Source organism: Streptomyces sp. L-9-10, from assembly GCF_004151105.1.
Lineage (GTDB): Bacteria > Actinomycetota > Actinomycetes > Streptomycetales > Streptomycetaceae > Streptomyces.
Map to the genome: position 1 here is coordinate 42,654 of NZ_PHRF01000050.1, position 13,113 is coordinate 55,766.

The 13,113-nt window shown below is 71.3% G+C and carries 8 protein-coding genes and 1 pseudogene; 6 read left to right on the forward strand and 3 right to left on the reverse strand.

The window, feature by feature from the left end; translation table 11 throughout:
• The first annotated feature begins 102 nt into the window (after window positions 1-102).
• The 5 genes from CU044_RS13675 to CU044_RS13695 all read left to right on the forward strand — a co-directional run bounded on the left by CU044_RS13675 (window position 103) and on the right by CU044_RS13695 (window position 7,728).
• A complete protein-coding gene (locus CU044_RS13675) occupies window positions 103-891 on the forward strand; it encodes an ATP-binding cassette domain-containing protein (RefSeq protein WP_129768830.1) in 789 nt (262 codons plus the stop codon).
• Window positions 888-2,201: a sugar ABC transporter permease gene (locus CU044_RS13680; RefSeq protein ID WP_129768831.1), complete on the forward strand. Its 1,314-nt coding sequence runs from the start codon at window positions 888-890 to the stop codon at window positions 2,199-2,201. The genes CU044_RS13675 and CU044_RS13680 overlap by 4 nt, the downstream gene beginning before the upstream one ends.
• 215 nt (window positions 2,202-2,416) lie before the next feature.
• On the forward strand, window positions 2,417-4,330 hold the full coding sequence (gene dxs / locus CU044_RS13685; protein WP_129768832.1) for a 1-deoxy-D-xylulose-5-phosphate synthase: 1,914 nt from the start codon (window positions 2,417-2,419) through the stop codon (window positions 4,328-4,330).
• A gap of 168 nt (window positions 4,331-4,498) precedes the next feature.
• Window positions 4,499-5,998, forward strand: coding sequence for an amino acid permease (locus CU044_RS13690; protein ID WP_129768833.1), 1,500 nt, complete (start codon window positions 4,499-4,501; stop codon window positions 5,996-5,998).
• A 92-nt stretch (window positions 5,999-6,090) separates the two neighbouring features.
• Complete coding sequence (locus CU044_RS13695) at window positions 6,091-7,728, forward strand: glycosyltransferase family 39 protein (protein WP_129768834.1); 1,638 nt, start codon at window positions 6,091-6,093, stop codon at window positions 7,726-7,728.
• 59 nt (window positions 7,729-7,787) lie between these two features.
• On the opposite strand, the pseudogene CU044_RS13700 reads toward CU044_RS13695, so the two are convergent.
• Window positions 7,788-8,150 (reverse strand): annotated as a pseudogene (locus CU044_RS13700) (NTP pyrophosphohydrolase); the annotation flags it as partial.
• A 117-nt stretch (window positions 8,151-8,267) separates the two neighbouring features.
• Here CU044_RS13700 and CU044_RS13705 point away from each other — a divergent pair.
• Complete coding sequence (locus CU044_RS13705) at window positions 8,268-9,428, forward strand: hypothetical protein (RefSeq protein ID WP_240045569.1); 1,161 nt, start codon at window positions 8,268-8,270, stop codon at window positions 9,426-9,428.
• Between the two features lie 117 nt (window positions 9,429-9,545).
• On the opposite strand, the gene CU044_RS13710 is transcribed toward CU044_RS13705, so the two are convergent.
• Window positions 9,546-11,678 carry a 3-hydroxyacyl-CoA dehydrogenase NAD-binding domain-containing protein gene (locus CU044_RS13710; protein ID WP_129768835.1) on the reverse strand — a complete coding sequence of 711 codons (2,133 nt, stop codon included), beginning with the start codon at window positions 11,676-11,678 and terminating at the stop codon, window positions 9,546-9,548.
• Window positions 11,675-12,895: an acetyl-CoA C-acyltransferase gene (locus CU044_RS13715; protein ID WP_129768836.1), complete on the reverse strand. Its 1,221-nt coding sequence runs from the start codon at window positions 12,893-12,895 to the stop codon at window positions 11,675-11,677. The genes CU044_RS13710 and CU044_RS13715 overlap by 4 nt, the downstream gene beginning before the upstream one ends.
• Window positions 12,896-13,113: the final 218 nt, after the last annotated feature.

Below are 13,113 nucleotides of genomic sequence, written 5' to 3' on the forward strand. Positions count from 1 at the left end.
CCATGACCGGTCCCGCGCGGCCGGCCCCCTTGCTTGTCTCTTCTGCTCGACCTCCGCGCCTCCCCCCGGCGCGGCATCCCCGCCGGTCAGGCGGCGAAGGAGATGGTTCACGTGACCGCTACGCCCGTGCTGGCGTTGCGAGGGGTCTCCAAGCGATTCGGTGCCGTCCAGGCGCTCACCGACGTAGAGCTTGAGGTCCACTCCGGTGAGGTGGTCGCCCTCGTGGGCGACAACGGCGCCGGGAAATCAACGCTGGTGAAGACCATCGCCGGCGTACACCCCATCGATGACGGCGTCATCGAGTGGGAGGGCGGCCCCGTCTCGATCGGCCGGCCGCACGACGCCCAGAACCTGGGCATCGCGACCGTCTACCAGGACCTGGCGCTCTGCGACAACATCGACGTCGTCGGCAACCTCTACCTCGGCAGGGAGCTCCGCAGCTGGGGCGTCCTCAACGAGGTCGAGATGGAGCGCCGCTCGCGCGAACTGCTCACCACACTCTCGATCCGGATACCCAGTGTCCGTATCCCGATCGCCTCGCTCTCCGGCGGCCAGCGGCAGACCGTGGCCATCGCCCGGTCGATGCTCGGCGACCCCAAGCTCGTGATCCTCGACGAGCCGACGGCGGCGCTCGGCGTCGAGCAGACCGCCCAGGTGCTCGACCTCGTCGAGCGGCTCCGGGAGCGCGGTCTCGCCGTGCTCCTCATCAGCCACAACATGGCCGACGTCAAGGCCGTCGCCGACAAGGTGGCCGTGCTCAGGCTGGGCAGCAACAACGGCGTCTTCGACGTCGCGTCCACCTCTCAGGAAGAGATCATCGCCGCCATCACCGGCGCCACGGACAATGCCGTGACCCGCCGCGCGTCGCGCACCGTGGAGGTTCAGAAGTGAGTACGGACAACACCTCCACGTCTCTTGAGAAGACCCCGGGAGAGCAGATCCCGGCCCCGGTCGACGCCCCCGCCGCGGCGGAAGGCGCCGTCACCGCGGTGGACCCCCGGCTGCTGGTGCGCGAGCAGGGGTTCGCGGGCTATCTCTCCGAGTTCAAGCGCAAGATACGCGCCGGTGACCTGGGCTCCCTCCCGGTCGTCATCGGTCTGCTCATCATCTGCGTGGTCTTCCAGAGCCTGAACTCGAACTTCCTGTCCGCGGAGAACCTCAGCAACATCTCCGTCGCCATGGTCGGCACCGGCATGATCGCCGTCGGTATCGTCTTCGTCCTGCTGCTCGGCGAGATCGACCTCTCGGTCGGCTCGGTCAGCGGCGTGTCCGGCGCGATCGTCGCCGTGCTGAGCGTCACTCACGGGATGAACGAGTGGCTGGCCCTGGTGGTCGCCATCGTCAGCGGCGCGGTCATCGGCGCGATCCACGGGTTCTTCTTCGCCCGCGTGGGCGCGCCCGCGTTCGCCGTCACCCTGGCCGGTCTGCTGTTCTGGCTCGGCTTCATGCTGCAGATCCTGGGCGACAACGGCACCATCAACCTGAACCCCGACGGCCTGGTCGCCAAGCTCACCACCTACTACTTCACCGATGTCGCGGCCGCCTACGGTCTCGCCCTCGTCGCGGTCGTGGCGTTCTTCCTGACGTCCTTCCTGGAGAACCGCCGCCGTGAGGCGGCCGGGGTCCCGTCCCGGCCGGTCAGCGAGACGGCGTTGCGCACGGTGGTCCTGGCGGTCGTCGCCTTCGCCGCGGCGTTCATGTTCAACCAGTACAAGGGTCTGCCCCTCGCGCCGGTCATCTTCCTGCTGATCCTGGTGGCGACCGACTTCGTGCTGCGCCGCACCACCTACGGCCGCAAGGTCTTCGCGCTCGGCGGCAGCGTCGAGGCGTCCCGCCGCGCCGGTATCAACGTCACCCTGATCCGGGTCTCGGTCTACTCGATCGCCGGTACGTTCGCGGCCATCGGCGGTCTCTTCATCGCCTCCAAGATCGCCGCGGCCAACCAGGGCGCCGGCACCGGCGACCTGCTGATGAACGCGATCGCGGCGGCCGTCATCGGCGGCACCAGCCTCTTCGGTGGCCGGGGCCGCACCTGGAACGCGCTGCTCGGTGTCATGGTCATCACCTCGATCCAGTACGGACTGGCCCTGGAGGGCATCGCCACCCCGATCCAGTACATGATCACCGGTGGTGTGCTGCTGGCCACCGTCGTCATCGACTCCGTCACCCGCAAGACCCAGAAGACCGCGGGTCGCGCCTGACCGCGGTCCCGCGCGCCGTGCCCGGCACCCTCACGGGGTGCCGGGCACGGCTGCGCTCCGGGGCGGGCACAGCCCTGGCCCGGGGACAGCCGATATGACGTACGTACCGTCGATCGGGTGACGTAGAACCCACCGCCCGCCGACCACCCGCGCGAGTGGAACATTAGACTCGCCAGATCGGCATGCTCGACAGCTCAAACGCTTAGGAGGCACGGGTGGCGTTGCTGACCCGCATCAGGGGACCGCGCGATCTGGACCGGCTCGGCCCGGAGCAGCTGGAGCAGCTGGCCGGAGAGATCCGGTCCTTCCTCGTGGACGCGGTCTCCAAGACCGGTGGCCACCTCGGTCCCAACCTCGGTGTCGTCGAGCTGACCATCGCCCTGCACCGTGTCTACGACTCCCCCAAGGACAAGGTCCTCTTCGACACCGGGCACCAGTCGTACGTCCACAAGCTGCTCACCGGCCGTCAGGACTTCTCGAAGCTCAGGAGCAGGAACGGACTCTCCGGCTATCCGTCCCGTGCCGAGTCCGACCACGACATCATCGAGAACTCCCACGCCTCCACCGTGCTGGGCTGGGCCGACGGTCTCGCGAAGGCCAACGAGGTCCTGAAGAAGGACGACCATGTGGTCGCGGTGATCGGTGACGGCGCGCTGACCGGTGGTATGGCCTGGGAGGCGCTGAACAACATCGCCGCCGCCAAGGACCGTCCGCTCGTCATCGTCGTCAACGACAACGAGCGTTCGTACGCGCCGACCATCGGCGGTCTCGCGAACCATCTCGCGACCCTGCGCACGACCGACGGCTACGAGCGCTTCCTGGCCCGCGGCAAGGAGATCCTGGACCGCACACCGGTCGTGGGCAGGCCCCTCTACGACACCCTGCACGGCGCCAAGAAGGGCCTGAAGGACTTCATCGCCCCGCAGGGCATGTTCGAGGACCTCGGCCTGAAGTACGTGGGCCCGATCGACGGCCATGACATCGAGGCCCTGGAGTCCGCGCTGCTGCGCGCCAAGCGCTTCGGCGGCCCGGTCATCGTGCACTGCATCACCGAGAAGGGCCGCGGCTACAAGCCCGCCGAGCAGGACGAGGCCGACCACTTCCACGGCATCGGTCCCATCCACCCCGACACCGGTCTGCCCATCGCCGCCGCCGGCATGGACTGGACCTCGGTGTTCGGCGAGGAGATGGTCAAGCTCGGGCACGAGCGCGAGGACATCGTCGCCATCACGGCGGCCATGCTCCAGCCGGTCGGTCTGGAGAAGTTCGCGAAGGCCTTCCCCGACCGCGTGTACGACGTCGGGATCGCGGAGCAGCACGGCGCGGTCTCCGCCGCGGGCCTCGCCACCGGCGGGGTGCACCCGGTGTTCGCGCTCTACGCGACCTTCCTCAACCGCGCCTTCGACCAGCTGCTGATGGATGTCGCCCTGCACCGCTGCGGGGTGACGTTCGTCCTGGACCGGGCCGGGGTCACCGGCACCGACGGCGCCTCGCACAACGGTATGTGGGATCTGTCGATGCTCCAGTGCGTGCCGGGGCTGCGGATCGCCGCCCCCCGCGACGCCGACCAGGTCCGTGCCCAGCTGCGCGAGGCCGTCGCGGTGGAGAACGCCCCGACCGTGGTCCGTTACTCCAAGGGCGCGGTCGGCCCGGCGGTCGCCGCCGTCGGCCGGGTCGGCGGCATGGACGTGCTGCGCAGGACCGAGGAGGGCACGGCGGACGTCCTGCTGGTCTCCATCGGCGCGCTCGCCCCGATGTGCCTGGACATCGCCGACCTTCTCGACAAACAGGGCATCTCGACGACGGTGGTCGACCCGCGCTGGGTCAAGCCGGTCGACGAGGCGCTCGCGCCGCTCGCCGAGCAGCACCGCGTGGTCGTCACCGTCGAGGACAACAGCCGCGTCGGCGGCGTCGGCTCGGCGGTCGCCCAGGCGCTGCGCGACGCCGGGGTCGACGTGCCGCTGCGGGACTTCGGCATTCCGCCGCGCTTCCTCGACCATGCCTCCCGCAAGGAGGTCATGGCCGAGATCGGGCTGACCGCGCCGGACATCGCGCGCCAGGTCACCGGCCTGGTCGCGCGGCTGGACGGCCGGCTGGTGGACTCGCCCACGGAGGCCGCCCGCGACTGAACCGTCGTACCCACGCGCTGACGTACCGACGTGGCTGATGGGCCGGTGGGGCCGCCCTGTAAGGGTGGTCCAATCGGCCCATCCGTGTGAAATCCGCCTATATCGGGTGCTTGGCGGGAGTACGCCTCTCGATCATGGCCGGATGAACGCGCACACGGAGGTACGCCGGTGAGTACGCAGCAGGACTCGGGACCAGCCGGAAACGGCGTCTTCCGCACCAAGGACGTCGAGCAGTCGATCCGTGACACCGAGGACCCCGAGTTCGCGCTCAGAAAGTCCCTCTCCGCGCTCGATCTGACGGTCTTCGGCGTCGGTGTGATCATCGGCACCGGCATCTTCGTCCTGACCGGTGTCGTGGCCAGGCAGACGGCCGGGCCCGCCACCGCCATCGCCTTCGTCGTCGCCGGGGTCGTCTGCGCGCTGGCCGCCCTCTGCTACGCCGAGTTCGCCTCGACGGTGCCGGTCGCCGGATCCGCCTACACCTTCTCGTACGCCTCGCTCGGTGAACTGCCCGCCTGGATCATCGGCTGGGACCTCGTGCTGGAACTGGCGCTGGGCTGCGCGGTCGTCGCGGTCGGCTGGTCCGGCTATGTGCGCTCGCTGCTGGGCAACGCCGGGGCGAGTCTGCCGGACTTCCTCTCCGGCACGCAGCATGGGAGGTTCGGCTTCGATCTGCTCGCGTTCCTGCTCGTCCTCGTCCTGACCTGCATCCTCGTCGTCGGCGTCAAGCTCTCCTCGCGCGTCACCAGCATCATCGTCGGCGTCAAGGTCACCGTCGTCCTGCTCGTGATCATCGTCGGAGCGTTCTTCGTCAACGGCGCCAACTACCAGCCGTTCATCCCGCCGTCCGAGCCCGCCGCAGGCGGCGGCGGGCTCAGGGCCCCGCTCATCCAGCTGATGGCCGGTTACACCCCCACCAACTTCGGCGTCCTGGGCATCTTCACCGCCGCGGCCGTCGTCTTCTTCGCCTTCATCGGCTTCGACATCGTCGCGACCGCCGCCGAGGAGACCGTCAACCCGCAGCGCGACGTCCCCCGCGGCATCCTCGGCTCCCTCTTCATCTGCACCGTGCTCTATGTCGCCGTCTCGCTCGTCGTCACCGGAATGCAGCATTACAGTCAGCTGACGGTGGACGCCCCGCTCGCCGACGCCTTCAAGTCGGTCGGCCACCCCTTCTGGGCAGGGGTGATCAGTTTCGGCGCGGCCGTCGGACTCACCTCGGTCTGCATGATCCTGCTGCTCGGCCAGACCCGCGTGTTCTTCGCGATGAGCCGTGACGGACTGCTGCCGCGTACCTTCTCCCGTGTCCACCACCGCTTCGGCACGCCGTACCGCTCCACCGTCCTGCTCGGGCTGATCGTCGCGGTCGTCGCCGGCTTCACCTCCATCGAGGAACTGGCCGAACTGGTCAACATCGGCACGCTGTTCGCCTTCGTCGTGGTGGCGCTCGGCGTCATCATCCTGCGCAGGAAGCGCCCCGACCTGCCGCGCTCGTTCCGCACCCCGCTGGTGCCGTACCTGCCGATCGCGTCCGTGCTCGCCTCCCTCTGGCTGATGCTCAACCTGCCCGCGGAGACCTGGCTCCGCTTCGGTGCCTGGATGGTCATCGGCGTCGTCGTGTACGCCCTGTACGGACGCGCGCACAGCCGCCTCAACGTGGACGGCTGACGGCCCGTCACCCCACGGGGAGGTCCGCCACGCGGCCCGGCCCCGTATGTCCTGCTCCGGCACGGGCGGCGGGGCCGGTTACTGTGCCGCGCATGGTCGTCGAGCCGCCCGCCCTCCGGTACGTCACGCCCCCGCGGCGTCCCGCACCGCGCCCCGCACCGGCCCCCGCCCGGCCGGTCCGCCCCACCACCGGCTACTGGCGCCGGCTCCTCCCCGTTCTCGCGCTGCTGACGCTCGTCACCCGGCTGCCCTCCTTCCGCCCGCCGCTGTGGAGCCCCGACGAGGGCTATCTCGCCGTCCAGGCCCGGATACTGGCCGCCGGGGGAGCGCTGTACGACACCGTCGTCGACCGGAAACCGCCGCTGCTGCCCTGGCTCTACGAATCGGCGTTCGCGCTCTTCGGCGACGAATCCCTGTACGCGGTGAAGGCGCTCGCCGTTCTCGCCCAGCTGACCACCGCGGCGCTGCTCGCCGCCATCGCCCGGGAGCGCTGGGGCGACCGGGCGGGCCGTACCGCCGGGGTCCTCCACCCGCTGGTCTCCATCGGGCTCAACCCCGAGGACGCCCAGGCGGCCACCTTCGAGGTCTTCATACTGCCGTTCACCGTCGCGGCGGTCCGATGGGCGGGCCGGGGCCGCTGGGGCGCCGCCGGGCTCGCCGTCGCCGGGGCGCTGCTGACCAAACAGACCGGCGGCGCCGTCCTCGCCCCGGTCCTGTGGCTGCTCTGGAACGACTCGCGCACCGCGCCCGCCCCTCTCGTCCGGGCCGCCCTCGGGAGGCTCTCCGCCGGGCTCGTGCTGCCCGTACTGGCCGTGGCCCTGCTCACCTCACCGTCCGGCTTCCTCTTCTGGGCGGTGACCGGATCGGGCGCGTACGCCACCCTCACCGGCTCCGAACTCCATGTGCTCTCCCGGGCCTTGGCGAACACCGCCCTGCTCTGCCTCGCCTGCGCGGGACTGCTGCCCCCCGTCGTCCGCGCTTTGCGCGCCCGCGGCGGCCCCGGCGGACCGGGCGCCGACCTCTGGGTATGGCTCGCGTCCTCGTCCGCCGCCGTCCTGCTCGGGTTCCACTTCTTCGGCCACTACTTCCTGCAGCTCATGCCGCCGCTGGTGCTCCTGGCGACCGCCGCGCTGCGCCCGCTGCCCCGGGACCGGCTCGCCTCCGCGCTGCTCACCTCGGCCTGCGCGTGCGCGCTGTTCCTCACCTGGGGCCTCCTCGCGCCCCGGCCGGAACTCGCCCACGCCCAGCGCCTCGCGGACGCCGTACGGGCCCGTACGGCGCCCGCGGACCGGGTCCTCGTGTGGGGGATACACCCGGAGATCTACTGGCTCGCCGACCGCGCCCCGGCCAGCCGCTATCTGACGGCCGGTCTGCTGACCAACTACAGCGGCGGCAGGGACGGTCCCCGGGTCGGCGAGAAGTACGCGATGGCGGGCACCTGGCCGGTACTCGTCGGTGAACTGCGCGCGCGCCCGCCCGCCCTGGTCGTCGACGACTCACGAGGCAAGCCCTTCGCCCCCGACCGGCTGCCCACGCTGCGCGGGCTGCTCGCCCGGGGCTACGAACCGCTGCCGGGGACGGTCGACGGAGCGGTGCTCTACGTCCCCTCGCCGGGCGAACCCTCCGAGGGCCCGTCCGAGAGCCCTCCGGGCGGCCCGTCCGGCGGCCCGTCCGTGCTCCGGTCCGCGGTCCTGTCCCCGGTCTGGTCCGGGCCCGCGTCCGGCGGCTGAGCCTCCCGGGGCCGAGCCTCCGACGGCCGACGTGGTGCCGGCCGGCGCTCCGGTGGCCGGCGTACGGTCCTGGGCCCGGCGCACTCCGCACCGTGCGCCGCCACCCGCCGGCGCAGTTCACGGTCGGCCGTGACCACCACACAGTCCGCGCCGTCCGCCGCCGCCCGCGCGGCCAGCTCCACGATCAGATCGTCCCCGCCACCGGCCGCCGCCTCCACCCGTACCCCCGGGACGGACTCCACGCCCCGCGCGGCGCCCTCCACGACGAGCACGACCTCGACCGGCCCCGGACGCCCGGCCGCGCCGACCGCGGCGTACGGCACCAGGGAGTCGCGCAGCCGCTCGGTGGCACCGCGCCGGTCCCGCCACCACCCGTCGGGAACGGAGCCGACCACATTGGCCGCGTCGACGATCAACCGCATCAGCACATCCGCAGCCTCGCACAACGCCGGCCGGTACGGCCTCCCGGAGCCCCCGCCGCCGCCCCTGAGTACTATCGGGCTCTGGGTTTTCCGCGCTCGGGAAGGTGGCAGTGGGCCATGACACCGCGGTCCGGACGGACGTCGAAGCGGTCGGGGGACAGCGCGGGCCTGGCCCCCGACCGGGGTGCGAAGCCACGCCGTACGCCCCCCGCGCCCCTCATGGACGACACCGTCCCCGCGACCACCGGCTGGCTGCTGCGCGGCAAGGACGGCAGGCTCACCGCGTACGCGCCGACCGCCGACGGCGTGCTCCGCTGGACGGAGACGCGGCCGGGCGGCCCCGACTGGTCGGGGCCCGAGCCGCTGGCCGCCCGGGGCCTGCTGCCGTATCTGTCGGTCGCGCAGAGCGCCGAGGGCTTCGTCCATCTGGTGGGGGTACGGAAACGTCCGCGCGCCGACGGGCCCGCTGACACCGATCTCGTCCACGCCGTCCAGTACCAGACGGGCCGCCCGCTCAGGGACTGGCAGTCGCTGGGCAACCCGCACGGGAAGGACCGCGAGAAGGCCGTGGACATCGGCCTGCCGTCCGCGGTCCTGGACACCACCGGCTCGGTGCATCTGTTCCTCCGCAACGCGAACGGCGGACTCTCGGCCAAGCACCAGTCGCCCACCGGCCGTTGGCAGCCCTGGGGCGGCGCCAACGCCGAGGACACGGAGCTCACCGGTGAGACCGCCGCGGCCGTCACCGACCACGGACTGATCGATGTCCTCGTCCCGGCCGGGGCCGCCGTGGTGCGCTGGCTGCGCCCGAAACCCGACGCCAAACTGGAGCGCGCCGAGGACGAACCGGAGGCCGGGGTCGCGCCCGGCACGATCACCGCCTGCCGCACCGGCGGCGGACGGCTCACCCACTTCTGGCGCGACGCCGGCGACGGCACCGTACGCGCCTGGCGCCCCGGGACGGAACCCGCCCGGCTGGGCGGTCCCGGCACCGGCCCGCTCGCCCTGCTGCGTACGCCCGTGGACGGCCACGACTGCACGATCCTGGCCCAGCGCGGCACCGACGGCCGCCCGCACATCGCCGCCTATCCGACGGAGAACGAGACGGCGGGCCTCCACTGGACCCCGACCGGGGAACGCTGCGCCGGCGCGCCCGCGCTGGCGCTGGACGGACGGGGGCGGGTGATCCTGGCGATGATCGGCGAGGACGGCAGCCTGCGGACGGCCCGTCAGAAGGCGGAGCCCGGCCTGGCGCTGGAGGCCTGGACCCGGATCTGAGCGGTGTACGGCGGCCATGTACCGCACCTGGCACGCACGGACGTCACAACGGACCGGGCCGGTACGGAAGTCCCCTTCCGCACCGGCCCGGTCGCCGTACGCGCCCGCCGTCTTCGTCTACGCCGGGACGCTCGCCACGCCCGGCGCCAGGAACCGCTTGCCGTTCACCCGCTCCGAGACGCCTTCCCTGTCCAGGTACGGCGTGATGCCGCCCAGGTGGAAGGGCCAGCCCGCGCCCGTGAGCAGACAGAGGTCGATGTCCTGCGCCTCGGCCACGACGCCCTCGTCCAGCATCAGACCGATCTCCTGGGCCACCGCGTCCAGCACCCGGGCGCGCGTCTGCTCCTCGGCGAGGACGACGTCCCCCTGCTGGAGGAGCGCGGCCACCTCCGGGTCCAGCTCGGGCTTTCCGGAGTCGTAGACGTAGAAGCCGCGCTTGCCCGCCTTGACGACCGCCGCGAGGTTCCCGGAGACCGTGAAGCGGTCGGGGAACGCGCCGTGCAGGGTCTCCGAGACATGCAGCCCGATGGCGGGGCCGACCAGTTCGAGCAGCACCAGCGGGGACATCGGCAGCCCCAGCGGCTCGACCGCGCGCTCCGCCACCGCGACCGGAGTGCCCTCGTCGATGACGTTCTGGATCTCGCCCATGAAGCGGGTGAGGATGCGGTTGACGACGAACGCCGGGGCGTCCTTCACCAGCACCGCGCTCTTCTTCAGCTTCTTCGCCACCCCGAACGCCGTGGCGAGCGACGCGTCGTCGGTCCGCTCCCCGCGCACGATTTCCAGCAGCGGGAGGATCGCGACCGGGTTGAAGAAGTGGAAGCCGACGACCCGCTCGGGGTGCTTCAGCTTCGACGCCATCTCGGAGACCGACAGCGACGAGGTGTTGGTGGCGAGGATCGCGTGCGCCGGGGCCACCGCCTCGACCTCCGCGAACACCTTCTGCTTGACGCCCATCTCCTCGAAGACGGCCTCGATGATGAAGTCCGCGTCCGAGAAGCCCTCGGCCTTGTCCAGCACACCCGAGACCAGACCCTTGAGCCGGTTGGCCTTGTCCTGGTTGATACGGGACTTCAGCAGCAGCTTGTCGATCTCGCCGTGGACGTAACCGACGCCCTTGTCGACCCGCTCCTGGTCGATGTCCGTCAGGACGACCGGGACTTCGAGACGGCGCAGGAAGAGCAGCGCCAGCTGAGAGGCCATCAGCCCCGCGCCGACGACACCGACCTTGGTGACCGGCCGCGCCAGCGACTTGTCGGGAGCCCCGGCGGGCCGCTTGGCGCGCCGCTGCACCAGATTGAACGCGTAGATGCCGGAGCGCAGTTCGCCGCCCATGATCAGGTCCGCGAGGGCCCGGTCCTCGGCGTCGAAGCCGGCCTGGAGGTCGCCGTCCTTGACGGCGGCGATGATGTCCAGCGCGCGGTAGGCGGCCGGAGCCGCGCCGTGCACCTTGGAGTCGGCGATCTGCCGGCCGCGCTCCACCGCGCGGTCCCACGCCTCGCCGCGGTCCACCTCGGGGCGCACGACGGCCAGCTCGCCCTTCAGCACGGACGCGGTCCAGATCAGCGACTGCTCCAGGAAGTCGGCGCCGTCGAAGATCGCGTCCGCGATGCCCAGTTCGTGCACCTGGACGCCCTTGAGCTGCTTGTTCTGGTTGAGCGAGTTCTCGATGACGACCGAGACCGCGCGCTCCGCGCCGATCAGGTTCGGCAGCAGCGTGCAGCCGCCCCAGCCGGGCACGAGACCGAGGAAGACCTCCGGCAGCGAGAACGCGGGCAGCGCGGCCGACACGGTGCGGTACTGGCAGTGCAGACCGATCTCGACACCGCCGCCCATGGCCGCGCCGTTGTAGTACGCGAAGGTCGGCACGGCCAGCGCGGCGATCCGCTTGAAGACCTCGTGGCCGCCCCTGCCGATCGCCAGCGCGTCCTCGTGGCGCCCCAGCAGCTCCACGCCCTTGAGGTCGGCGCCGACCGCGAAGATGAACGGCTTGCCGGTGATCCCGACGCCGACGACCGTACCGTCGGCGGCCTCCTTCTCGACCTGGTCGATGGCGGCGTTGAGGTTCGCCAGCGACTGCGGGCCGAAGGTGGTCGGCTTGGTGTGGTCCAGGCCGTTGTCCAGCGTGATGAGCGCGAAGCGCCCGACGCCCGAGGGCAGGTCGAGATGGCGTACGTGCGCCTGCGTGACGACCTCGCCGGGGAACAGTTCGGCCGCGCCCTTCAGGAGTTCGGCGGTGCTGGTGCTCACTTGGTGCCTCCGTCGAAGTGCGGGTTCTCCCAGATGACCGACGCGCCCATGCCGAAGCCGACGCACATGGTGGTCAGCCCGTAGCGGACGTGCGGGTGCGACTCGAACTGCCGCGCCAGCTGCGTCATCAGCCGGACACCGGAGGAGGCCAGCGGGTGGCCGAACGCGATGGCGCCGCCGTACTGGTTGACGCGCTCGTCGTCGTCGGCGATGCCGTAGTGCTCCAGGAAGGCCAGCACCTGTACGGCGAAGGCCTCGTTGATCTCGAACAGACCGATGTCGGAGATCGACAGCCCCGCCTTGGCGAGTGCCTTCTCCGTCGACGGGATCGGGCCGTACCCCATGACCTCCGGCTCGACGCCGGCGAACGCGTACGAGACCAGCCGCATCCTGACCGGAAGGCCCTGCTCGCGCGCGAAGTCCTCGGCGGCGATCAGCGAGGCGGTCGCGCCGTCGTTGAGCCCCGCGGCGTTGCCCGCGGTGACCCGGCCGTGCGGCCGGAACGGGGTCTTCAGCCCGGCCAGCATCTCCAGCGTCGTCCCCGGCCGCATCGGCTCGTCGGCGGTCGCGAGCCCCCAGCCGGTCTCTCCCGCCTCGGGGGAGGTGCGGCGGATGGAGATCGGCACCAGGTCCTGCTGGATCGTGCCGTTCGCGTACGCCTTGGCGGCCTTCTCCTGCGAACGCACCGCGTACTCGTCGGCACGCGCCTTGGTCAGCCGCGGGAAGCGGTCGTGCAGATTCTCGGCGGTCATTCCCATGAAGAGCGCGGAGTCGTCCACGAGCTTCTCGGAGACGAAGCGCGGGTTCGGGTCGACGCCCTCGCCCATGGGGTGACGGCCCATGTGCTCGACACCGCCGGCCACGACGATGTCGTACGCGCCGAACGCGATGGAGCCCGCGGTGCTGGTCACCGCGGTCAGCGCGCCCGCGCACATCCGGTCGATCGAGTACCCGGGCACGGACTGCGGCAGCCCGGCGAGGATCCCCGCGGTGCGGCCGAGTGTGAGGCCCTGGTCACCGATCTGGGTGGTGGCGGCGATGGCGACCTCGTCGATCCGGGCCGGGTCGAGGTCCGGGTTGCGGCGCAGCAGCTCCCGGATCGCCTTCACGACGAGATCGTCGGCACGGGTCTCGTGGTACATGCCCTTCGGGCCCGCCTTGCCGAACGGGGTGCGGACGCCGTCGACGAAGACGACATCCCTGACGGTACGAGGCACGATGGCTCTCCTCCAGGGTGCGGGGTGGCACTGCGGGGCGCGCTTGGGACGCGCTTCCACTTCTATGCTACTTGTGGGTAACCACGCTGCCCAGTCCCCCTCCGATTTTGAGGGCTCGGTTCGCCTCCGGGCGCTCTATGCCACTGCCGACGGTCGACCGTGCTCGATCCCTCGTTCCTCGGGGGCCTCCGCCCGCGCGCGGAGCCGCATACGAGCAC

What these genes read in the sequence shown, in the direction of transcription:
- CU044_RS13675 (WP_129768830.1), top strand. Translation starts at nt 103, where the DNA reads ATGGTTCACGTGACCGCTACGCCCGTGCTGGCGTTGCGAGGGGTCTCC.
- CU044_RS13695 (WP_129768834.1), top strand. Translation starts at nt 6,091, where the DNA reads ATGGTCGTCGAGCCGCCCGCCCTCCGGTACGTCACGCCCCCGCGGCGT.
- CU044_RS13705 (WP_240045569.1), top strand. Translation starts at nt 8,268, where the DNA reads ATGACACCGCGGTCCGGACGGACGTCGAAGCGGTCGGGGGACAGCGCG.